This window comes from Rhodococcus sp. IEGM 1379 (genome assembly GCF_030056815.1).
GTDB lineage: Bacteria > Actinomycetota > Actinomycetes > Mycobacteriales > Mycobacteriaceae > Rhodococcus_F.
Map to the genome: position 1 here is coordinate 1 of NZ_JASHKR010000034.1, position 23,170 is coordinate 23,170.

Sequence of the window (23,170 nt, forward strand, 5' to 3'; positions counted from 1 at the left end):
GCTGCCTCCAACGCTGAATTTTGAACGCCTGACGCGAACTCTCGGTCAGAGCTGACAGTGTGGTGCCGACCAACACGATCAAGAAGAAGATTCGAAGCGGCGTGATCAACAGGACGTTGACCAGGCGCGCCGACGGGGTGAACGGCGTGATGTCGCCATACCCCGTCGTCGAGAGTGAGACCGTTGCGTAGTAGATGCAATCGAGGAGCGACAGTTCATTCTCCTGTGCATCGCGATACCCCGCGCGATCGATATACACGATCACGACGGCCGCAGCGAGTGCGCCGAGCGCGATCAGCACTCGCTTGTAGATGGCTCGGAATGGGCTGGTCTGTAGCTGCGGAATACGCAACACCCCGACAAGGGCGAAATCAGGCTGATCGGATAGGTCTTCCGACCTGGTCAAACGCGCCCGGATTTTACCGGCCATTCTTCGTCTCTCTCACTAATACTTACGCAATACTGATACGAACGTCGGGTTTACAGTAGTGGCACCGAAAGCTGCCGTGAGGCAGGGTGGAGAAATGTCATCCTCGAGTTCGACATCCTCAGTCAGCCAAGCTGCTGCACTCCGACTCTCCGCACTTCTCCTCGGTGCGGGAACAATGCATTTTGTTTCCCCCTCCTTCTTCGACAGCACCGTTCCCCGGCAACTGCCCGGGCAGGCTCGCACGTACACCCAGGTATCGGGCGTCGCGGAACTCGCGATCGGTGCGGCCCTGGCAATTCCGAAGACCCGCAAACTGGGAGCCGGCCTGGCCGCTGCACTTTTTGTGGCCGTATTTCCCGCCAATGTTCAGATGGCCGTGGACTGGAACCGGAGCAACAAGACCTCGACACTGCAGAAGGTCGGCTCGATTGCGCGTCTGCCACTCCAGATCCCCCTGGTGACCGAGGCACTGAAAGCGCGCCGCAACGCCGGCTAGTCGTCTCCTCCGACTTCATCGCGGGCACCTGCTGTACGGATGAGGTGCGCGAGCGCTTCACCGTCCGGCAGGTTCTCGGGCGCAATGGTGCGTCCGGAGCGCACGTAGTGAAACGCCGCGCGCACCTTGTGCAGCGGGAAGACTTCCTTCCGTCCGGCAGTCCGGGCGCGCGCCGACATCAATTCTCCCCAGGCCACCCGATATGCCGCCAACTGCATGACCACGGCATCTTCGTTGGCGGCCGACGGTTCTGCACCCGTCTTCCAGTCGATGACTGTCCAGCCGCCGTCTGCGTCAGCAAACACCGCATCAATGCGGCCACGCAAAACTGTTCCGGCGATGGATGTTTCGAAGGGAACTTCCACCTCGACGGGACTGCGATTCGCCCACGGAGAGCGCAAGAACGCGTCTTGCAGCTTGACCAGATCCGTCTCCGGTCCGGCACCGGTGTCGGCGGCACCGGGCAACTCGTCCAGGTCGAGCAGTCTGGTCGCACCGAAACGTCGTTCGATCCAGGCGTGGAACGCCGTACCGCGCCGCGCCAATGGGTTAGGCGGATACGGCAAGGGTCGACGCAACCGCGCCGCTAGTTCGTCCGGGTCAGCTTTGAGATCGACCAACTGGGTTACCGAAAGCTGTGCGGGAAGAATGACTTCGGCTCGCGCATTCGCTCGCGCCTCACGCTCTGCCAGGAGGACCTCGACGTCGGCTGCCCAGTTCTCGGGGTCGTACTCGGGCTCACTGTCGTACTCGGACTCACTGTCGGAGTCGGTCTCGTCCGTGGTTTCCGACAATGCCGCCAACACTGCCGCAGCACCGGCCTCCACCGCGCCGCGCCGGGAACCGAGTGGATCCGGTGGCCACTGCGCCGTTCTCGGCGTCGAAGCCAACGGGTTCTCGGTGTCGGGCTCGGGATCTTCGGCCCACGTCTCCACGGCACCGATGTCCGGGTTCTCGGTAACCATCTGGTGCAGTTCCGCCAAAAATTCCGACGGACCCTTGGGGTCGGATCCGGACTCTGCCCAGTGGTGAGCCGAAATAAACAGTGCCCGTTCAGTTCTGGTCAATGCGACATAGAACAGTCGGCGATCCTCGTCGAGTCTGCGGTCCCCGAGCGCCTGCTTGTGCGCACCGATCGCATTCTGGAGATCCTTCCGGTTGTACACATTCTCGAGATCGAGCACTGGAACGCCGTCAGCCGAATCGGCGTCGACGGCGCGGTCCCCTCGCAATGACGGCGGCAGTTCGGCGAGCGCCCCGAGCCAGGATCCGGAAGCCGTGGACGACGGGAATACTCCGTCACTGACGTGCGGGACAGCAACCACTTCCCATTCCAGACCCTTGGCCGAGTGCACCGTCAGAATCTGCACACGATCCGGCGCGACCTCCACTTCGCCTGGTGTGAGCCCTTTTTCGATCTGTTCGGCTGCGGCAAAGAAGGACAACATCCCGGTGAGGTTAGCCGTCGTCCGGGTTGCATAGTTGGCAACCACGTCGGCAAATGCGTCGAGGTGCTCGCGGCCCGCGGTGCCCAGCACCCCGAGCCTGGTTCGAGCGCCCGCTTCGATTCCGATGCCCAGTACCCGCTCGACTTCTGCCACCAACTCGGTGAGCGGTTGCCCGATACGCTCACGCAACGACGCCAACTCTCCCGCAACGGCATTGATCCGCGCGTACCCGAGCGCCGAATAGTTTTCTGCAGCACCCGGATCCGAGATCGCGTCCACCAGTCCGGCCTGCTCAGCCTGCTCACCGGGAAGCGAATCCTGCACCGCTTCAGCCAGTGCAGCCGAATCCGTGACGGCACCCGCAGTGCCGTAGCCGGCCGAGATCGCAAGTTCCCGAGACCGCTTCGACAGTGCCGCCACATCTTTGGCACCGATCTGCCAGCGAGCTCCGGTGAGCAAGCGCACCGCGGCGCTGCCGGCCAATGGATCTGCGACTACCCGAAGCATGGCGATCACGTCGGCAACTTCGGGGGTATGCAGGAGTCCGCCGAGGCCGACAACCTCCACCGGCAACCCGGCGGCGCGTAATGCCTCGGCCAGTGGCGCCGCGTCGGCGTTTCGGCGAATCAGAACTGCGGCCGTCGGCGGCGGGCGATTGTCTGCGCGCGCGGCCTCGTACTGCTGCGCAATTTTCTGCGCCACCCACAGTCGTTCCTGCTCCACGTCGTCGAGTAACGCGAGTCGGACATCGCCCGCGACTGCCCCCGGCCTCGCGCGCAGTGTGCTCACGGCAACCCCACGTCGGCGCAACGGCGCCGATGAGCGATTTGCAAGCTCGAGCGCCTCGGGTGGGTTACGCCAACTCGTCAACAATTCGAGCGTCGGCGCCGGCTTTCCGTTGGCGAGTGGGAAATCTGTGGCGAAGCGTGGCAGATTGGCCGCCGACGCACCGCGCCAACCGTAAATGGACTGCATGGGGTCGCCCACGGCTGTCAAGGCCAGCCCGGCGTCGGTTCCACCGCCGAACAGTGAGGACAGCAGTACTCGCTGAGCGTGTCCAGTGTCCTGGTACTCGTCGAGCAGCACCACCCGGAAGCGTCCTCGCTCGGCTTCTCCGACTTCGCGGTGCTCGGACGCGACACGCGCCGACAACGACATCTGACTGCCGAAATCGAGTGACCCCTCCCAACGCAGTGTCTCGGACAATCGAGCAACGAGCGGCAGGAGTTCGATGCGCTTGTGCTGAACGTCCAGATATCCGAGCAATTCTTGGCTGGGGCCGCCGCGCTGTTTCGGACCGGCCGGCAACGTGTGTATCAGCTTGTCGAGTTCTGCGTGCGCTCCGCGAAGTTGGTCCGGATCCACCAGATGCTCGGAAAGCTGACCGGCAAGTGCCAGAACGGTTTCCGTGATCGATCCCGGATTCTTGTCGGTATCGAGATCCCCGTCCCAGCCACTGACGACGCGATGCGCAACCTGCCACAGTTCGGTTTCGGACAGGAGCGTCGCGGAGGGTTCGATGGGCAGCAGTAGCCCATGTTCGGACAACAACCGCCCGGCATAGGCGTGATAGGTGCTGACCTCCGGTTCACCGGCCAGGATTCGCGCGCGCACTCCGCCGGCCGGATCGAGGGCCCGCAGAACATCGGACCCGGCCAGCCGCGCCAACCGCTTGCGAATACGAGTGGTGAGTTGCTGCGCCGCTTTTCGGGTGAACGTCAAACCCAGCACTGCCTCGGGATCGACAAAACCGTTGGCGACCAGCCAGACGACACGCGCCGCCATCGTTTCGGTCTTGCCGGCACCGGCACCGGCGACAACCAGCGTGGGGCCGAGCGGCGCGGCAATGACCGCGGACTGCTCCGGCGTGGGTGGATGTTGCCCCAGTGCGACCGCAAGATCGACGGGATTGATCTTGGGTCGACGCGGCTTCTGCGCTGCCATCTAGGAACTCACCTGTCGTCCTTCGTCGTGCGCCGGGCAACTGGAACGGACCGGGCAGTGCCGGCATCCGTCGTTCACCCGGGCCAGATACTGCGGTCCCTGCGTAGCGGCGGCGGCGTTGTGGATGACGTCACGCCACATCTCGACAGCCTCAGCGGTGAGCGGGGGCTGGACACGCTGCGACGCACCGTCCTTCTTGTTGGACTTGGCCACGAACACCAGTCGAGCACCACCGGGTTGAGCGGCGGGTTCACCGTCGATCGCGCCTTCTGCCGCTGCCACCTGATACGCCGCCAACTGCGCGTGCGACTGCGCGGCCTCGTTGGTGACGGGATTTCGCGCGGTCTTGACGTCGACGATCACCGGACGCCCCTCGGTGTCCCGCTCGAGGCGATCGATACGGCCACGCAATTTGACGGCCGGTTGACCTTCTTCACGAGGTTCCAGGATTCCCTCGACGCCGACCTCCACCCCCACTTCGGTGAGCTCCCCACGCGTTGCGTTCATCCAGGCGGTGAACGTGGCCAACATTTCGCGGGTTCGATTGAGTTCGCGGCGGGAGTACCACTGCGAACCGAGATCGATGGATTCCCAGGCATTTTCGAGAGCCTTCTCCACCTGATCGGGCGGAATGCGACCGGCGAGCGCCTGAACCAAGGTGTGCACCAGAGTGCCCGCAATGGCATGCGTGTTGTCTCCGTCGGAGCCTCCGTGACGCTCGAATACCCAGCGGAGCGGGCATGTTTCGAGTAGTTCGATGGTGGACGGCGACAACGCGACCGGGCCGTCCTCGGGCTGCCACAACGGTGCCACCGTGCTGGGCGGCGCGGTTCCGTACCACTGATCGGGGTGCGCGCCGCGTACTCCGGCCGCGGCGAGGCGCGCCAATTGACGCGCGGCGCGGGCATGCTTCTCGGGATCTCCCTCAGCGAGGTCGGGATCGCACACCACACTGCGCAGTTGCGCCACGAGCGCCGGCAAGGACAACACCCGGGTATCACCGGGTTCTGGCACCACCACGGCAACCTCACCGAGACTATCGTCGAACTGATCACCGCGCAGTAGTTCGTCGACAAAGCGCGACGGCACCAGATCGGTATCTCCCGAAGCAGATTCGACAGCCGTGACCAGCAGCCGACGACGAGCGCGGCTGCAGGCCACAAGAAACAGGCGACGCTCTTCAGCCAGCAGCGGCGCGGTTCTCGACAACCGTTCTTCGGCCGAGTCACTGCCGTCGGAGACTCCGTTGATCAGGTCGATCAACGCTTCAGTCCGCAGGAGCGACCCGCGGGCGCGCAGGCTCGGCCACAGACCTTCCTGAACACCCGCCACCGCGACCACGGCCCATTCACGTCCCGCCGCCGCATGGGCGCTGACCACGGTGACTGCGTCGGGAGCAATCACCGAACGGCTTCGCGAATCCGTCGGGATCTCCTGGCTGGTGAGATAGTCGACAAACCCCGCCAGTTGCGAACGCGGTAGTCGATCCACGTAATTGGCCGCCGCATCGAAGAGTGCAACGACGGCGTCGAGGTCACGATCGGCTTGCGACCCGATCGGACCGCCGCGCGCCGACGCTGCCGCCCACCGACGTTCGAGCCCGGTGGCCTGCCATGCGGCCCACAGGATTTCCTCGACACCGAGATTGCGCTCGAGTGGCACGCGGGCTTTGCGGAGCACGGACAGCACTCGTTTGAGTGCAGCCGATTCGACATCGGTCAGCTTTGCTGTCAACCGCTTGGACTGCGCGCGGTCCTCGTCGATAAGGATGAGCCGCAACAGTTCTGCAGAATCGCGATCATTTCCGGCTGCCAGTTCGACGCGGCGCAGTCCTCGCCTCAAACGCCGCAGGGTGACAGGCTCGGCCCCGCCGATGGGACCGGACATGAGTGCCAAGGCGTCGTCTCCGGTGAAGCCGTCCCGGCCGAGGGCCCGCAGCAACAAAAGGAGTCCGGATACGCCATGCTGACGGGCCAGCGGCAGTTCGGTGGCCGCTGTCGTGACGGGTACACCGGCCGCGAGCAGCGCGCGTCGAAGCGGCGCCAGGGTGCGTGGCACCGAGCGCACGATGACGGCCATGTCGGACCACGGGATACCGTCGAGCAAGTGCGCGCGCCGCAGGGTGTCTGCCACCACCGCAGCTTCCTTTGCCGTGGTTCCCAGAACCCGAACGGAGGCGAACGCCGGATTTTCGTCGGACAGATCGGCGGGAACTGCAATTCTGTGGGCGAGGTTGCCGGGTAGCCGGGCTGCGATTTTGGCGACGATCGACGCGACGTCGGCATTGTTGCGATACGTGGTCGGCAGAATAACCGCGCGTTCAGCTCCCCGATCAGCCAGATCGACCAGGAACCGGGAATCTGCTCCTCGGAAACCGAACACCGATTGGTCGGGGTCACCGGCGATCACCGTGGTGCCGGTACCCGTTCCGATCAGCCGAACCAGTTGCGCTGCTTGCGGATCCAGATGCTGAGCGTCGTCGACCAGAAGATGACGGATACGAGCACGCTCGGACCGCAGTAACTCCGGGTCGGTGGCAAAGGCCGTGAGCGCGGCACCGATCAGCTCGGCCGCATCCAAAGCCGGTGCCGTCGCCTCCGGCGCTTCGACGCCCACGGAACCGCGAAGCAGGACCCCTTGCTCGTAGGCCTCGGCGAATTGTCCCGCCGCCACCCACTCGGGCCGGTGTCGCTTCTTGCCCAGTTTGATCAGATCTTCCGGACCGAGTCCGCGCTCGTTGGCGCGCAGCATCAAATCGCGCAGTTCGACTGCAAACCCGTTCATGCCGAGTGCTGGACGCAACCGCTCGGGCCAGTACTGCGCACCGTCCTCGATATCGCCGCGCAACATCTCGCGCAGCACCGAATCCTGTTCAGCTCCGGTAATCAGGCGCGGCGGCGCATTGCCGTGCGCGGCAGCCTGCAGTCGAAGGACCGCAAAGGCGTAGGAGTGGACAGTGCGCACCAGAGGTTCACGGGTGGCTTGTGGCCCCCGTTCCTGCTCGAACCCGAACAACCCCGCGGTGATCTGCTCCCGCACAGCCGTCGCCGCCCGACGCGACTGCGTGAGGACCAACACCGACTCGGGATCCTCACCGCCGGAGATCTTCGCGACTGCCAGATCTACGAGAAGTGAAGACTTGCCGGTGCCCGGGCCACCCAGCACCTGCCAGGGATTCCACGAAGCGCCACCGAAAGCCAGCATGAACGGATCGTCTGCCGACTCGACAAACAGACGTGCCGTGCCTTTGTCCCAGGTGCGCGGCGGTAGCGTCGGCGCCGCTCGATGCACCAACCGCGCCCGCGGGATGGTGGATTTGCTGCGCACCGACGTCTCACTCACTCAGGCATTCCATCAGAAGGCACCGACAAGTCACGCATCGTCGGCGTCGGGCAAGATTGATCGTGTGACTGCTCTCCAGACCTATCTCTACGGCCCGTCCGGTGCGCCGGAGATCCTCGCGTTGCACGGCCTCACCGGCCATGGCCGACGCTGGCAGTCGATGGCCGAGAATCAGCTTCCCGATGCTCGCTGGATCGCGCCGGATCTGCGTGGTCACGGCCATTCCACCTGGGCGCCGCCGTGGAACATCGAAGCTCACGTGGCCGACCTCCTCGATACTCTCGACGAACACGCAGCGGGTCCGGTTCTGGTAGTTGCACACTCGTTCGGCAGCGCCCTTGCGTTGCATCTGGCAGCGGCGGCACCTGATCGGGTCCGCGGACTCGTACTGCTCGATCCGGCGATCGGCCTCGACCCCGAATTCATGGGTCGCGTGGCAGAACTCACCATCGGATCACCCGATTACACCGACGCTGCGGAAGCTCGATCGGAGAAGGTCCACGGCTCGTGGGGCGAGGTTCCCACCGAGGTATTGGACGAGGAGTTCGCCCGGCATCTCGTCCACCTCGACAACGGCCGCGTCAACTGGCGACTGTCGACACCGGCCGTCGTCACTGCCTGGGGAGAACTCGCCCGGCCGTTGGTGCTGCCGCCGAGTTCGATGCCGACTGTCATCGTCCAGGCAATGAAGGTGCAACCGCCCTACGTCACCGCCGAGTTCCGCAGCGCCATGACCGATCGTCTCGGCCCCAATTTGACCGACGTCGCTTTCGACTGCGACCACATGGTCCCGCACGTGCGCGCCGACGAAGTTGCCGCGTTGATCCGTAAGTTGCTCTGAGAACTTCCGTCATGGCTGCCACTACCGACGAACAGATCGAGGAGGTTCGCAGACTCATCGCCTCGATACCAGCCGGACGCGTCGCCACCTACGGCGACATTGCCGACGCCGTCGGTCTTTCCAGCCCGCGAACGGTCGGGTGGATCATGCGGACCGACTCGTCCGACCTCCCGTGGCATCGGGTGCTGGGCGCATCGGGAAAACCCGCCGCACACCTGGCCCACCGACAGATCGCGAAGCTGGAACTCGAAGGCGTACCGATCAAGGACGGCCGGATCGACATGTCACGGGCGCGGCACAACTTCCGATGAGGCAGCATAGGTACATGCCTCCAACGTGTGCGATCGTTCTGGCCGGCGGCCGGGCGAGCAGGATGGGCGGTGTCGACAAACCCGGACTGATGGTTCACGGCCGCAGACTTCTCGACATAGCTCTCGCTGCCACAGCGCATCTCGACACCAGAGTGGTGGTCGGACCGAATCGCGGCGACCTCGACACGTCGATCGTGCAAACTCAGGAGTCGCCGATCGGCAGCGGACCGGTCGCGGCTATCTGGGCCGGCATCACTACCGCGGACATCCCTGACGACGCTGTTGTTCTTGTTCTGGCAGCCGATCTGCCACACCTCCGTCGCGGCACCATCGATGCCCTGATTGCCGCAACGTCGCCTCTGGCCCCGGTGACCTGCGCCGTGGACGAGAACAATCGGACCCAATTTTTGTTGTCCGCCTGGATGTTTTCCGAATTGCGTCAGCGAATCTCCACTCTCCGCGACGGCGCCGGACTGGACAATCAACCTATGAAAAGACTTGTTGCCAAAGACTTTTCGACGCTACCGGTAGACGATACCGCAGATTGCGACACTCCCGAAGATCTCGAGCACGCACGAATGTTGCCTCGTTTGACCATCGCCGAGGCCCGCGCCGCAATCCTGGACTCCTTGACGCCACTAGTCCCCCGCCGAGCAGTACTGGCCGCCGGCCTCGGTGCAACTCTAGCCGAACCGCTTGTTGCCCAAAGCGATTTGCCGCGTTTTGCAGTTTCCGCGATGGATGGATATGCCGTCGCCGGTGAGGGCCCCTGGCAGATCCTCGAAGAAGTTCACATTGCCGGCGCGGAGGGCTCCCCCGAACTTGCCGACGGCGAAGCAATCCGCATCGCGACGGGGGCACACCTTCCCGTCGGCGCAAGCGCGGTCATTCGCGACGAACATGTTGTCTCCGAGAACAATCCACCGTTACTGAAGCGTCTACCCACTGCGCCGCTGCGCAACGACGCTCGTCCCCGCGGCGAGGATTGGAGCGTCGGATTCACTATCGCTCCGACCGGCACCTCGGTGACCCCGGTACTCGTCTCGGCAGGCACCAGCGGCGAAGTGTCCGAAGCACTGGTTCGCGGCCCGGTGCGGGCCTGTGTCGTCACCACCGGTGACGAGATCCGCAGAACTGGTCCGCTCCGCGAAGGCCAGACTCGCGATTCCATCGGCGGAATCATGCCGGAACTACTGTCTCGGTGCGGGGTGCAGTGCCTCTCCGACACCCATTTACGTGACACCGCAGACGGTTTCGAAACAATTCTGACAGCAGAAGATAGTGCCGATCTCATCGTGCTCGTCGGGGCCACCGGCGGCGGCGCTGCCGACGAAATGCGCTCCGCTCTGGATCGCCTGGGTGCTCGGATCGTGGTGGGCAGAGTTGCCTCGCGTCCCGGCGGTTCCCAGGTGACCGCCGTCCTCCCCACTGGAAAGGTGGTGCTCGGCCTCCCCGGAAATCCCTATGCCGCGGTCACGACCCTGTTGACGATGCTGCCCACTATCGTGAGTGCACTGACCGGGCGGACACCGCTGCCACCGCTGCTGGGAGTCATCACGAATGCGTCGGCGGTGAGTTCCGATGCTGTACGAATACTTCCGGTAACCCAATCCGCCGACGGCCGTTGGTTTGCCGACCCGTCGGTGCGCACCGCGCATCTAGCAGCACTGATCGGTAAGCGCGCGTTTGCGCTTGTGCCCGCGTCGGCGACCGACAACGCACTGGCCGAACTTGTACTTCTGGGCTGATGAAGGCTCCAGCGTCAGTACGGCCAGGCCGGCAGTTTCGGCAGTCCGGCTCGTAGCGGTCGCCCGATCAACCACGAGAGCGTCTCGGCATCCGAGAGCGGGGGCACCGCCACGTTGGGCGCCGCTGCCTCCAGGGCTCCCAATTGGCGGGCCAACGTGAACTCGACGTACTCCGCCGGCCAGTCATGGCAGGTGTATCCGACATCGAGATCGGTCAGGTGAATTTCGATCTCGTTCCAGCGCAGAATCGGTAGATCGTAGGCCGTCACGGGCTTGCGCCAATTGACGGGCGTGTCCAATCGATCTGCCGGTACTTCGGCGAGTGCCTCGACCAGCCTCGAGCCGGAGAATCGGTAGTCGGCGGCCAACAGTGATGCCGGGCGATCCGCGCCCTCTTCGATAGCAGCGTTCCGCGCCGGCGGTCCACCCGGATACATCTCCGCAGGCTCACCGCTTTGCACGCCGACGACAAACCTGTTGAGCGCGTCCGCATTCCGCGACAGATGGGTTACCACGTGCCCCCGGCTCCAGCCAGGAAGTGCCGAATGCTCCCGTGCCCGCGAGTCGGTCAGTTCACCGATGAGAACCTGCGCCTTCGCGTCGGATTCACGAACCGCTGCGACCAGGTCTGCATACGTCTCCGTCATATCGCCGATCGTAGCGCGAAGTGTTCTGCACTGCCGGTTCTCGCGCCGTCGCGTACCTGCTCACGACAAGGTCCACTACTCCGGCGTCCACTCCGAGCGGTTGCGTGACGCCGTCGGCACCGGCAGCGGACAATCGCTCGTGAAAGAGTCCGTGCGCCAGCAGATACGACGCGATGAACACTCGCGGCGCGCCTCGAACCCGCGATGCTGCAACAACATCGACAACTTTCGGCGCACCGGTCGCGATGTACCCGATGTCTACCCGCGATCCTGCCATCTCGGCCAGCATCAGCGCGCTGCGCTCGACATCGCGCAGTGCACGCGAATCGGACGAGCCCGCGGCAGCAAGCACTATCGCGTCACCGCTCTGCCATCCGGCTTCGTACAACCGACGCAACATAACGCGCGCAAGCGCCGGATCCGGCCCCAGTGCGGGCGTCACCGTCACAGATCGGTGTCCACTGGCCTCGACTTCGCGTCGTACATCGGTATGGACGTGGTAACCCGATGCCAGGAACGCCGGCACCAGGACGGCATGCCCCGCAATGTCGCGCAGCACCTCGGCCGGTGAGGGTCCGAGAACATCCACGAAAGCCACTCGGGTGAGACCGACCTGTGCGCTCACTGCATCGGCAAGCGCGGCAAGCATATCCACTCCCCGTGCGCTGCGCGTGCCGTGAGCAACTAGTATCAGCACCTCGTTACCGGATGCCGTAGTGCGCTGGATCGAGTGCAAGTCGATAACCTCGTTTCACGACGGTTTGAACAGCTTTGGGAGCGCCGAGACAGACGCGAAGGCGAGCGACCGCAGTTTCGACAGCATGGGTGTCTCCACGACTCCGTGGAAGAGCCGCCAGAAGTTCGTCTCGTGAGACCACATGACCGGGCTTGGCACTGAGGGAACGCATCAGTGACATCGCGGCCGGAGACAATGAGCGAATCTCACCGTCCACGACAACACAGTTTCCACGGACACTGAGTTCGTGTTCTCCGGCTTGAATTCGGTTGGCTCGCTGCGGAAGTTCGTCCACGATATGCCGCGCGAGGGCGCCCAGTCGAGCTCGCACCGGCGCCGTCGTCGGAACGTTCAGTGCCTCCAGCGGCGCAGACGTCACCGGCCCCACACACATCGCCGTCACCCGCCCGCGCAATGCCTCGAGAACCTCACCCCGTCGTCCGGTATTGTCCGCCCGCATCAACAACGACGCCACCGCCGGTGCGCTGGTAAAGCTCACGGCGTCGATTCCGCCGACAACAATTGCGTCGATCATGCGGTCCAAGAGCGTCGTATCCTCCGGCGGTTCCCAACGATAGACCGGTACCGCGATGACGTCCGCCCCGGCGTCGCGTAGCGCCTGACAAAAATCGGGAACGGGCTCCCAGTCGGTGGTAGCGCCGTGAAGTTGAACCGCCACAGTCTTTCCCGAGACACTCTCGGCCAGAAGATGTTCGAGGACCTCAGCCGAAGACTCGGACGCCGGCGACCATTCTTCACGCAGGTCGGCAGCACGTATTGCGCCTGTCGCTTTGGGACCACGAGCCAGCAGACGTGCCGAACGCAGTGCTGCGCTGAGATTCTCGGCCTCGCCCCAGCCGTCAGCGGCCTCGAGCCAGCCCCGAAATCCAATGCCGGTGGTAGCGACGACAATCTCGGGCGGATTCGAGATGATTTGCTGCGTAACCCGTTCCAGCTCCCGATCATCCGCGAGCGGGATGATTCGGATAGCCGGCGCAAACATCACGTCTGCTCCGCGCCGGGTGAGCAGTGACGCAAACTCCTCGGCGCGACGTGAGGCCGTGATCCCGACGGTGAATCCTGCCAACGGCATGTCGTCACTCACGCTTGAACGCTGTGCAGTTGAACGCTGTGCAGTTGAACGCTGTGCAGTTGAACGCTGTGTACTTGCACTACGCCGGCCCACACACGAATGTCGTAGACCGGCAACGATACCGAACCGTCGTCCAACGACCGCCCGTCGATGAGCGAAAAGGCTTGCTTGAGTAAGGGCGACACCACGATCGGCTCACCGTCGCGATCACCCACCAGTCCGCGCGACATCACTGCTGCGCGGGCGTACGGATCGAAGTTGCTGACGGCCCGCAAGCTACCGTCCTCGAGCCGGAACAGCGCTACCTGCTCACCACCGCGGAGCAACACGGCAACTCCACGCCCCGGAATCAGGTGACTCAGCGGGCATGCCGACGTCCATTCGAGTCGCTCTGAATCCAGCTTGGCGATCTGCGCGTCGATGACACTCATCAAACCCCTCCTCGTGTTCTGATTTCTTTCTACGGGTCCCGTGTTTCCCACGAGTTACGCCGCGATTACCGGCGCGTGGGAATGCTCGGTATGCCCATCAGCACGGGAACCTTGCGTACTCCGGTCTCGTCGAACACAACCGTCGGGTCGGCTTCATCGGGTGCATTGACAAACGACACGAACCGCGACAACTTCTCTGGATCACCGAGCACACCCGCCCATTCGTCCTGGTAGCCCTCCACGTGCTTGGCCATCAGCGCTTCGAGTTCTTCGCCGATACCCAGACTGTCGTCACAGACAACGGCCTTGAGGTGGTCGAGACCGCCCTCGAGTGACTCCACCCAGGGCGCGGTGCGCTGTAGTCGATCAGCCGTGCGGATGTAGAACATGAGGTATCGGTCGATGTACTTGACCAGGGTTACGTCGTCGAGGCCACCAACGAGAAGCTGAGCGTGCTTGGGCGACTGACCGCCGTTGCCACCCACATAGAGGTTCCACCCGTTCTCCGTCGCGATGATGCCGACGTCTTTACCCCGAGCCTCGGCACATTCCCGCGCGCACCCGGACACTCCGAACTTGATCTTGTGCGGCGAACGGAGGCCCCGATAGCGGTTCTCCAGATCAACAGCCATCCCGACGGAGTCTTGTACCCCGTATCTGCACCAGCTCGAACCGACACAACTCTTGACGGTGCGCAGCGACTTTCCGTATGCCTGACCGGATTCCATCCCGGCATCGACCAGACGCTTCCAGATGGCGGGCAACTGCTCGACGCGAGCACCGAACAGATCGATGCGCTGACCGCCGGTCACCTTGGTGTACAAACCGAAATCACGGGCCACCTCACCGATCACGATCAGCTGTTCCGCAGTGACCTCGCCGCCGGGCATGCGCGGAACCACCGAATACGTGCCGTTCTTCTGAATGTTGGCCAGGAAGTGGTCGTTGGTGTCCTGCAACGACGCCTGCTGACGGTGCAGGATGTGATCGGAATCCGTGGATGCGAGAATCGACGCGACGACGGGCTTGCAGATGTCGCAGCCGGCGCCCTTGCCGTACTTGGTTATCAGAGCCGAGAACGTTCGCGTCTGCGTCGACTGCACTATCTGGAACAGCTCGGCCCGCGACTGACCGAAGTGCTCACACAGCGCCTTCGACATCACGACACCGGAATCTGCCAGCAATTGCTTCACTGTCGGAAGGCAACCGCCACAGGTCGTTCCCGCCGTTGTGCATGCCTTCACCGACGCAATGTCGCAGGCGCCGTCGGCAATTGCGCTGCAGATCGCGCCCTTGGTCACACCGTTGCACGAGCAGACCTCGGCATCGTCCGGCAATGAACCCGCACCGAGCTTTTCCCCGGCCGGCGAGATCAATGTTGCCGGATCGCCGGGTAGCTCACGACCGACCAACGGGCGCAACGACGCATACGCCGACGCGTCGCCCACCAGGATTCCGCCGAGCAGGATCTTCGCGTCGTCCGAGACCACGAGCTTTGCGTAGGTGCCCTTGGCTGCGTCGCTGAGAACAACTTCGAGGGCGCCGGGTGACGTTGCCATCGCATCACCGAAACTGGCGACGTCGACGCCCATGAGCTTGAGCTTGGTCGACATGTCGGCGCCGGGAAAATCTGCTGCGCCGCCGAGCAACCGGTCTGCCACAATCTCGGCCGTCGCATACCCGGGAGCGACCAGCCCGTAGCAACGCCCTTCCACGGCAGCGCATTCACCGACCGCGAAGATGTGGTTGTCGGACGTCTTGCAGCCCAGATCGGTCAGGATGCCGCCGCGCTCACTGACGCCGATGCCGGCGTCTCGGGCCAGTTGATCACGAGGACGCACGCCGGCCGAGAACACCAGCAGCGACGCGTCGATGGTTGTTCCGTCGGACAGTTCGACCACGATTCCCTTGTCGGACTGCGTGATCCCCGCGGTTCCGACGCCCGTGTGCACATTCAACCCGAGTCGCGTCACGAGCCGAGCGAGAAGTGCGCCACCGCCCTCGTCCACCTGCATCGGCATCAACCGAGGATTGTGCTCGACGACGTGCGCAGTCATTCCCATCAGTGAGAGTGCATGTGCCGCTTCGAGGCCGAGAAGTCCGCCACCGACCACCACGCCCACTGCGCCCCGGCCGGCCCGCTCCGCTGCTGTCCGAATTCCGTCGAGATCATCGAGAGTACGGTAGACGAAGCATCCGTCACCGTCGTGACCAGGCACCGGCGGAACAAACGGGTACGAACCTGTTGCCATCACTAGAGCGTCGTACGTGAGCACATTGCCGGCAGTCGTGGCGACTGTGCGCGCATCCTTGTCGATCGACACGGCACCTTCCCCGACACGAAGATCGACCAGGGTGTCACCCTCGTAATCGTTTCCGGCCAAGGCCAATTCCTTGGGATCCCACACTCCGACGTACGACGACAATCCGACCCGGTCGTACGCGGCGTACTTCTCGTCACAGAGGACGGTCACCGACCAGATGTCGGCGTCGTCGCGCGAACGCAAGGCCTCGACAAAGCGGTGTCCGACCATCCCGTGTCCGATGACAATGACCGATTTGTTCATGCCGCACCTTCTTCCTGTGTTTCGAGAGAGTTCTGTGTGTCGTCGACGGATCCGAGTGGATCTGCAGCGCTCAACCATTCGCAGATTCCCGCGACCGAGGAACTGCAGCCACCACAGCCGGTGGTTGCCCGGGTGACCGAAGCCAGTGCGGCTTCGGACCGAGCACCCGCTTTCCAGGCCGTCGTCAGATCCGTTTTCGTGACCGAATTGCATCGGCAGATCACAGCCGACCCCGGCATACCCGAAGGACTTGCACGTTCGACCGGACCACCAGCTCCGCGCCCGGTGAGGAGCGCGATCCGGTCCGGAGGGACGGGAAGTTGAGCGTCGAAAAGCTGTGTGAGAGTGCCTACTACATCAGGGACACCGAGTAGCAATGCTCCGACAATTCGCTCACCCTTGACAACGATCTTGGCGTAACTACCCCGGCTTGCATCCGCGAGCGTGGTGACCTCTACATCGCGACTGTGCATTGTCGCACTGACATCACCCATCGACGCGAGGTCGATATCGTGCGCCTTCAACCGGGTCAATGTCGGGGTACCGCAGTAACGTGCTTTCGGGTCTGCGCCCGTCAGCAGATCAGCCACCACCGCAGCCTGCTCCCAGCCGGGCTGGACAAGGCCGTACACCTCACCGCGATGTTCGGCGCACTCACCGATCGCGCGAATGCCGTCGACATCGGTGCGAAGTTCGTCATCGACCAACACTCCGTAACCTACTGCCGCACCGGCCTGTTGCGCCAATTCGACGCAAGGCCGAATTCCCGCCGACAACACCAGAAGATCTGCGTGAAGCTGACTTCCGTCGTCCAGAACCACGCTGTCACCGGAGAACTCGGAGACGCGCCGACCCAGCACAACCTCGATACCCACTCCTTCGAGGGTCCGGGTGAGTACTGCGCCGCCGTCGGAATCCATCTGGCGTTCCATCGGGAAGTCCTTGGGATGCACCACTGTTACATCAACTCCGCGCATCCGAAGTCCGCGTGCGGCTTCGATTCCCAACAGCCCGGCACCAAGTACCACTGCCCGACTTCCGGGTGTCGCAGCTTCGGTGATGCGAGCACAGTCGTCCAGGGTCCGGAAAGTTGCAACCCGGGAAGCGAACTCGGTGATGCCGAGCACCGGAGGGATGAAGGGACTACTGCCAGTGGCCAAAATCAGCTCGTCGTAGCCGATTTCGGCGCCGTCGCTGCAGGTTACCGTCCGTAGTACGGGGTCAACCGCCGTTACCGCGGTACCGGCGCGAACGTCGATGCTTGCGCGCGCCCACCATTCATCGGTCTTCAACCGCGTATCCCGGGCAGTGATGCTGCCCGCCAGGACATTCGAGAGCAGAATGCGATTGTAGGGCGCGTGAGCTTCTGCACCGATCAAGACGATGTCGAGAACCTCGGCATCCATTCGACGACGCAACTCCTCTGCCACCCGCGACCCGGCCATGCCGTTGCCGACGATCACAACGCGCTTCATGGTTCACCGACCGGTTCGAGACGGACAGCGCAGACCTTGAACTCGGGCATCCGACTGGTGGGATCCAGCGCGGGGTTGGTCAGCAGATTTGCACGCGAATCACCAGCAAAATGGAACGGCAGAAACACGGTGTCGAGTCGCATGGTGTCGATGCAACGGACGCTCGCCTCCATCCGCCCACGCCGGCTGACCACCGCAGCCCTGTCCCCGTCCGAAAGCCCCACCCGCCGAGCGGTATCCGGGTGGATCTCGACGAACATGTCTCCTGCAGCCTTCACCAGTTCGGGAATCCGACGGGTCTGAGCACCCGACTGGTAGTGCGCCAGAACGCGTCCCGTCGTGGCAACCAGCGGATACTCCGCGTCCACTGTTTCAGCCGGACCACGATGTTCGACCGCGACGTACTGAGCCCGACCGTCCGGCGTCGCAAAGGAATCCAGGAACAAGCGCGGAGTACCCGGATGATTCTCGCTCGGGCATGGCCAGTGCAGCGCTTCACCGGCGTCGAGTCGGCTGTAGCTGATACCGGAGTAATCGGCGATGCCGCCGGCCGACGCGCGACGCAATTCCTCGAAGACTACCGCCGGTGAGGTCGGGAAGCGCTCGGCCGGCTGACCCAATCGCTGTGCAATCTCGGACCAGACGTGCAATTCACTGCGGGGCCCCTCGGGAGCATCCACCGCGCGCCGACGCCGCAACACGCGGCCTTCGAGGCTAGTGGTGGTTCCCTCCTCCTCGGCCCACTGCAGCACGGGCAGAACAACATCAGCCATTGCTGCTGTCTCCGACAGAATAAAGTCCGAGACCACCAGCATGTCCAGGGCCTTCAACCGATCTACAACGTGTCCCGCCCGCGGCGCCGATACCGCCAAGTTGGCGCCGTGCACAAAAAGCACTTCCGGACCGCCGGGTTGGCCCAACGAATCGAGCAGTTCATAGGCACTGCGGCCCGGTCCCGGCAGTTCATCCGCCTCGATCCCCCACACCTTCGCAATATGCTCGCGGGCAACGGGATCGACGATCTTGCGATATCCGGGAAGCTGATCTGCCTTCTGACCGTGTTCACGGCCACCCTGCCCGTTGCCCTGCCCTGTGATGCAGCCGTAGCCGCTGCCGCGTCGGCCCGGGAGCCCTAGCGTCAAAGCCAGCCCGATGACGGCGGACACCGTGTCTGTACCACTGGCGTGCTGTTCAGTGCCGCGGGCCGTGAGGATGTACGAACCGGAATCGGATTGTTTGGCTTTCCAGAGCAATTCGACGGCGCGCCGCATCTGACTCACGGGTACTCCGGTCACCCGCTCGGCGCGTTCAGGCCACCACTGCGCTGCTGCCAGCCACGCGTCGTCGAACCCGGTTGTGCGAGCATCGATGTACTCACGGTCGACACGGCCGTCGATAACCGCAAGATGCATCAGACCTAACACCAGAGCCGAATCTGTTCCGGGACTCAGCTGCAGGTGCAAGCCTCCCCCGCTCAAGGCTCGCTCCACTGTCGCCGTACGACGGGGGTCTGCGACGATCAATCCACCGGCAGCAATCGCCGAATTCAGATGCCCGACCAGAGGCGGCATGGTCTCGGCCACGTTGGCGCCGAGAAGAAGTATCGCTTTTGCCGAAGTCAGGTCACTCACCGGAAAGGGCAACCCACGGTCCAAGCCGAAACTCTTGATTCCGGCCGCCGCGGCGGAGGACATACAGAACCGGCCGTTGTAATCGATATTCGCGGTCTTCACCGCTACTCGGGCGAATTTGCCGAGCATGTAAGCCTTTTCGTTGGTCAGACCGCCACCTCCGAAGATTCCGATCGCATCGCGGCCGCTGCGAGCCTGCGCCGCCTGCACGCCCGATACGACTCGATCAAGCGCCTCCTCCCAACTGGCAGGGCGAAGTTCCCCGTCCGTGCGAATCAAGGGACTGGTCAGTCGATCCGGAGTGCGTAGCAATTCCGCACTGGTCCAGCCCTTTTGGCACAGTCCCCCACGATTGGTCGGGAAGGACCGTCCGCCGACCGTCGTCGATCGTGCGGGTACGGGCGCCGAATCGTCACGGGTGAGCGTCATGGCGCATTGGAGACCGCAGTACGGGCAGTGCGTCGACGTCGCGACCAGTAAATCTCTGAAGATGGTGGTAGTCATGCTGTGACCGAAACTTTCGCGTCGTCCACGTCGGTGGTCAGGCTGGATGGCTTACGCAGGAAGACGAACCACGTCACGGCGATGCACGCAATGTAGAAGGCCAGGAATACCCAGAACGCCATAGTCGCCGACTTCGCCGGACTGCTGTACGACGCACGGAGCACCAAGTTGATTCCGACACCGCCCAAACCGCCTACCGCACCGGCAAATCCGATGAGAGCGCCGGAAATGCTGCGCGACCACATTGCCTTCTCAGCCCGATCCATATCGTCGAAGCTCTGAGCTTTTGCCTCGAAGATTGCCGGGATCATCTTGTAGACGGAACCGTTGCCGAGACCGGAGAGCAGGAACAGTGCGATGAATCCGAGAACAAACGTGACCATGATTCCGGCGCTGGCGACGCCGGCAGTGTTGTCGTCCATCGTTCCGGCCGTCACCAGGATCGATGCCGCGAAAGCCATGCCGACAAACGTCCACATCGTGATCTTGCCGCCACCGATACGGTCGGCCAGCTTGCCGCCGATCGGACGGGCAATGGATCCGAGAAGCGGTCCGATGAAGGCGATCTGCGCTGCATGCAGCGCTGCCTGCGCCGGGGTAGCTCCGCCGGCGAGGAAGTTGATCTGCAACACCTGACCGAACGCGAAGCTGAAACCGATGAAGGAACCGAACGTGCCGATATACAGGAAGCTGATGACCCAGGACTCGGAGAACTTCAGCGCCTTGCCCATCGAGCGCAGATCAGATTTTTGATTGCCCAAGTTGTCCATGAACAGTGCGGCGCCGACTGCTGCAGCCGCGATGAACACGAGGTAGACAGCACACACGATCCAAGGCTCGCGGTTACCCACGGTCGCGATCACCAACAAACCGATCAGCTGGATCATCGGAACGCCGATGTTGCCGCCGCCGGCGTTGAGCCCCAGCGCCCAGCCTTTGAGTCGCTGCGGATAGAAGGCGTTGATGTTGGTCATCGACGACGCGAAGTTACCGCCGCCGATGCCCGCCGTAGCCGCCACCAACATGAAGGTGGTGTACGACGCACCCGGATTCATCATCAAATAGAGCGTGAGAAGTGTTGGTACGAAAAGGAACAACGCACTCATGACGGTCCAGTTGCGCCCGCCGAAACGTGCGGTGGCAACCGTGTACGGAATGCGGAGGATCGAACCCACCAAGGTGGGAACTGCGACCAGGAAGAATTTTCCGGCCGCGTCGATGCCGTAGATCTCGGTCGGCATGAACAGAACCATCACGGACCAGATGGACCAGATCGAAAAGCCGACGTGTTCGGCGACTACCGACCAGATCAGGTTCCGCTTCGCGATGTCCTTGCCACCGGATTCCCAGGCTTCGACGTCCTCGGCATCCCAATGCTCGATGTAATGACTCACCAGGGCCTCCTGAATATGTGGGAGACCCAAAGGTAGAAAACTGTTATTGCGCCGGTACTGCGGGCGATGACCGCAAAGTCAATTGATCCTCACCGGGCGACATGACGGGTTGTGAGAACTTATTCGCACGTGAAGTTAGCCGGTAGCGTGCCACGAATCTTCGAGCATCCGAGGCTTGCAAGCCTGGTAAGCACCGATCAGCACGACAACAACTGCAATCAAGAGTAATCCGAACGGCGCTGCGTATCCGTCCGTCGCGTCGTGAAGAACACCGAACAGCAGCGGACCGAGACAGGCCACGGTGTAACCGACACCCTGGGTGAACCCGGACAGTGCGGCAGATCCGATGTGTGAGCGGGTACGAAGGTTGATGAGGGTGAGCGCCATCGGGAAGGTACTCGGCCCGAGCCCGAGGACGACGATCCAGACGATGGGCGCGCTCATCGGTGCGAAGTAGAGTCCGGCAAATCCGATCAGGTAGCACACGGCGCAGGCGACGACGACCGGGAACGGGTTCGACATCCGCGCGCACAGTGTCGGGGCGCCGAAGGCTGCGATCAGACCCATCACCGAGAAGACTCCGACCATCGTTCCGCCGAAGGCGTCACTGGCGCCGGCGTCGCCGAGAATCGAGGGAATCCAGGTGAACATCGAGTAGGTGATCAGCGAGGTCATGCCGAACATTCCGGCCATCCCCCAGGCGACGGGCGAACGCCAGGCTTGACCGCGAGTCGGCGCGGCAGCGGCCGGTACGACGGCAGCATCTGCCGATTCCCGACGCGAGCGCGCGAGGGTGATCAACCACGGCACAGCAGCAGCAAATCCGAAGGCCGCCCACCAACCGATCGAGAATCGCCAACCGAATGCGTCAGCCACCGGAACCGCCACGAATGCCGGCACGATGGTGCCGATCTGCACGGCAACGATGTACACCGAACTCATCGTCGCGAGGCGATCCGAGAAATAACGCTTCACCAACGGCGGAATCACGACGTTGCCGATTCCCATACCCGCCAACGCGAGCGCGGACAGCGCCAGCAACGACCACGTCTGATTCATCATGGCGCGCAACAGCATTCCGACGCCGGCCATCAGCATGGCCAGCAGCGCAGTACGTTCGAGCCCGATTCGTTTCGCGATGGCCGGAGTAATCAGCCCGAAGATAGCGAACATCAATGTCGGCACCATGCCGAATACTCCGACGACGGAAGCCGAGAACCCGATCTCCGCGCGGATCTGTTCCGCGAGCGGCGAGAAGGAGGTAACTGCGAGTCGCAGGACCAACGCTGACATCGCAATGGCCGCAAATACGAGTAGACGGCCATGTACCAGGGAGCGGGGTTCGGTTCTCGAAAGTTGAGCAGTCACCGACAAATCATAGGATGACCGGATGAACTCGCACAAGGGAGGTAATGTAGACCACAGTCCACATCAGACGCACCGATAATCCGAGGAACCGACACGTGCAACCCGTTCGCCGCGCAAGCCTCATCTCGCAGGTCACCGAACAACTCCGCACCGAAATCAGAAGCGGAACCTGGCCGGTCGGATCGAAGATTCCCACCGAACCCGCACTGTCCGAGCTGACAGGCACCGGCCGGAACACGGTCCGTGAAGCAGTTCAAGCACTGGTTCACGCCGGAATGCTGGAACGTCGCCAAGGATCAGGCACGTACGTCGTGGCAACGTCGGACCTGGGCGGCACACTCGGCAACTACTTTGCCGGTGCCCACGAGCGCGACGTTCTCGAACTACGACGCGCCCTCGACATCACGGCCGCAACGCTGGCAGCAGTACGTCGCAACGGCGACGATATTGCCTCGCTCACAAGCCTGCTCGACGCCCGAACAGCGTCCTGGGAAGGCAACGACATCGCCGCAGCGACAGCGGCCGACGTGGCACTGCACCGCGCCATCGTGGCAGCCAGCCACAACACCGTGTACCTGGAGTTCTACGACTCGCTGCTCCCCATCATCGAAACTACGATTCACCAGCACATCGACGCCACCGGCGAAGGATTCCACTCACGTCACGAAAACCTGGTCGCCGCCGTCATCGCCGGCGATGCGAGTGCCGCGTCCGATGCTGCTCGTGATCTCTTCGAAGGTCTGGTCGCCGATTTCAGCTGACGG

At 63.2% G+C, this 23,170-nt stretch carries 17 protein-coding genes; 5 read left to right on the forward strand and 12 right to left on the reverse strand.

The annotated features are described in order from the left end of the window. A partial coding sequence (locus QM600_RS17940; protein ID WP_283262847.1) for a potassium channel family protein occupies window positions 1-430 on the reverse strand: 430 nt, incomplete at its 3' end. A gap of 94 nt (window positions 431-524) precedes the next feature. Between QM600_RS17940 and QM600_RS17945 the strand changes: the two genes are divergently transcribed. Further along, window positions 525-926, forward strand: coding sequence for a DoxX family protein (locus QM600_RS17945; RefSeq protein WP_283262848.1), 402 nt, complete (start codon window positions 525-527; stop codon window positions 924-926). Here QM600_RS17945 and QM600_RS17950 read toward each other — a convergent pair. Both QM600_RS17950 and QM600_RS17955 read right to left on the reverse strand, forming a co-directional pair. Beyond that, complete coding sequence (locus QM600_RS17950; protein WP_283262849.1) at window positions 923-4,318, reverse strand: ATP-dependent helicase; 3,396 nt, start codon at window positions 4,316-4,318, stop codon at window positions 923-925. The genes QM600_RS17945 and QM600_RS17950 overlap by 4 nt on opposite strands. Next, window positions 4,319-7,660 carry an ATP-dependent helicase gene (locus tag QM600_RS17955; protein ID WP_283262850.1) on the reverse strand — a complete coding sequence of 1,114 codons (3,342 nt, stop codon included), beginning with the start codon at window positions 7,658-7,660 and terminating at the stop codon, window positions 4,319-4,321. It lies immediately after the preceding gene. 55 nt (window positions 7,661-7,715) lie between these two features. Between QM600_RS17955 and QM600_RS17960 the strand changes: the two genes are divergently transcribed. From QM600_RS17960 to QM600_RS17970, 3 genes are read left to right on the forward strand one after another with little or no spacing between them, the layout of a single operon-like run. After that, window positions 7,716-8,501: an alpha/beta fold hydrolase gene (locus QM600_RS17960; protein ID WP_283262882.1), complete on the forward strand. Its 786-nt coding sequence runs from the start codon at window positions 7,716-7,718 to the stop codon at window positions 8,499-8,501. A gap of 11 nt (window positions 8,502-8,512) precedes the next feature. Continuing rightward, window positions 8,513-8,812: an MGMT family protein gene (locus QM600_RS17965; RefSeq protein ID WP_243619350.1), complete on the forward strand. Its 300-nt coding sequence runs from the start codon at window positions 8,513-8,515 to the stop codon at window positions 8,810-8,812. Window positions 8,813-8,826: 14 nt separating this feature from the next. After that, a complete protein-coding gene (locus QM600_RS17970) occupies window positions 8,827-10,560 on the forward strand; it encodes an NTP transferase domain-containing protein (protein WP_283262851.1) in 1,734 nt (577 codons plus the stop codon). A 14-nt stretch (window positions 10,561-10,574) separates the two neighbouring features. Here the strand turns inward: QM600_RS17970 and QM600_RS17975 are convergent, their stop codons facing one another. From QM600_RS17975 to QM600_RS18015, 9 genes are all read right to left on the reverse strand, one after another. After that, complete coding sequence (locus QM600_RS17975; RefSeq protein WP_283262852.1) at window positions 10,575-11,207, reverse strand: maleylpyruvate isomerase family mycothiol-dependent enzyme; 633 nt, start codon at window positions 11,205-11,207, stop codon at window positions 10,575-10,577. Beyond that, entirely contained in the window at window positions 11,167-11,904 is a 738-nt protein-coding gene (locus tag QM600_RS17980; RefSeq protein ID WP_502943018.1) for a sirohydrochlorin chelatase, read from the reverse strand. Before QM600_RS17980 ends, QM600_RS17975 begins: the two co-directional genes overlap by 41 nt. Before the next feature lie 4 nt (window positions 11,905-11,908). Then, window positions 11,909-13,048, reverse strand: a complete 1,140-nt coding sequence (locus QM600_RS17985) for a uroporphyrinogen-III synthase (RefSeq protein ID WP_283262853.1) — start codon at window positions 13,046-13,048, stop codon at window positions 11,909-11,911. Beyond that, complete coding sequence (gene nirD, locus QM600_RS17990; RefSeq protein WP_283262854.1) at window positions 13,045-13,467, reverse strand: nitrite reductase small subunit NirD; 423 nt, start codon at window positions 13,465-13,467, stop codon at window positions 13,045-13,047. The genes QM600_RS17985 and nirD overlap by 4 nt, the downstream gene beginning before the upstream one ends. 65 nt (window positions 13,468-13,532) lie before the next feature. Next, window positions 13,533-16,034 (reverse strand): nitrite reductase large subunit NirB, encoded by a 2,502-nt coding sequence (nirB, locus tag QM600_RS17995; protein ID WP_283262855.1) that lies wholly within the window; start codon window positions 16,032-16,034, stop codon window positions 13,533-13,535. After that, window positions 16,031-17,509 (reverse strand): FAD-dependent oxidoreductase, encoded by a 1,479-nt coding sequence (locus QM600_RS18000; protein ID WP_283262856.1) that lies wholly within the window; start codon window positions 17,507-17,509, stop codon window positions 16,031-16,033. Before QM600_RS18000 ends, nirB begins: the two co-directional genes overlap by 4 nt. Further along, entirely contained in the window at window positions 17,506-19,644 is a 2,139-nt protein-coding gene (locus tag QM600_RS18005) for a molybdopterin oxidoreductase family protein (protein ID WP_283262857.1), read from the reverse strand. The genes QM600_RS18000 and QM600_RS18005 overlap by 4 nt, the downstream gene beginning before the upstream one ends. Continuing rightward, a complete protein-coding gene (locus QM600_RS18010; RefSeq protein WP_283262884.1) occupies window positions 19,641-21,041 on the reverse strand; it encodes a nitrate/nitrite transporter in 1,401 nt (466 codons plus the stop codon). The genes QM600_RS18005 and QM600_RS18010 overlap by 4 nt, the downstream gene beginning before the upstream one ends. A 132-nt stretch (window positions 21,042-21,173) precedes the next feature. After that, complete coding sequence (locus QM600_RS18015) at window positions 21,174-22,406, reverse strand: MFS transporter (RefSeq protein WP_283262858.1); 1,233 nt, start codon at window positions 22,404-22,406, stop codon at window positions 21,174-21,176. Window positions 22,407-22,501: 95 nt separating this feature from the next. On the opposite strand from QM600_RS18015, the gene QM600_RS18020 reads away from it, so the two are divergent. Continuing rightward, on the forward strand, window positions 22,502-23,167 hold the full coding sequence (locus QM600_RS18020; RefSeq protein WP_283262859.1) for a FadR/GntR family transcriptional regulator: 666 nt from the start codon (window positions 22,502-22,504) through the stop codon (window positions 23,165-23,167). Window positions 23,168-23,170: the final 3 nt, after the last annotated feature.

Bases quoted from the DNA above. Each gene is read 5' to 3' on its own strand.
- QM600_RS17945 (WP_283262848.1), top strand. From the start codon at position 525: ATGTCATCCTCGAGTTCGACATCCTCAGTCAGCCAAGCTGCTGCACTC.
- QM600_RS17950 (WP_283262849.1), bottom strand. From the start codon at position 4,318: ATGGCAGCGCAGAAGCCGCGTCGACCCAAGATCAATCCCGTCGATCTT.
- QM600_RS17965 (WP_243619350.1), top strand. From the start codon at position 8,513: ATGGCTGCCACTACCGACGAACAGATCGAGGAGGTTCGCAGACTCATC.
- QM600_RS17970 (WP_283262851.1), top strand. From the start codon at position 8,827: ATGCCTCCAACGTGTGCGATCGTTCTGGCCGGCGGCCGGGCGAGCAGG.
- QM600_RS17975 (WP_283262852.1), bottom strand. From the start codon at position 11,207: ATGACGGAGACGTATGCAGACCTGGTCGCAGCGGTTCGTGAATCCGAC.
- nirD (WP_283262854.1), bottom strand. From the start codon at position 13,467: ATGAGTGTCATCGACGCGCAGATCGCCAAGCTGGATTCAGAGCGACTC.
- nirB (WP_283262855.1), bottom strand. From the start codon at position 16,034: ATGAACAAATCGGTCATTGTCATCGGACACGGGATGGTCGGACACCGC.
- QM600_RS18000 (WP_283262856.1), bottom strand. From the start codon at position 17,509: ATGAAGCGCGTTGTGATCGTCGGCAACGGCATGGCCGGGTCGCGGGTG.
- QM600_RS18005 (WP_283262857.1), bottom strand. From the start codon at position 19,644: ATGACTACCACCATCTTCAGAGATTTACTGGTCGCGACGTCGACGCAC.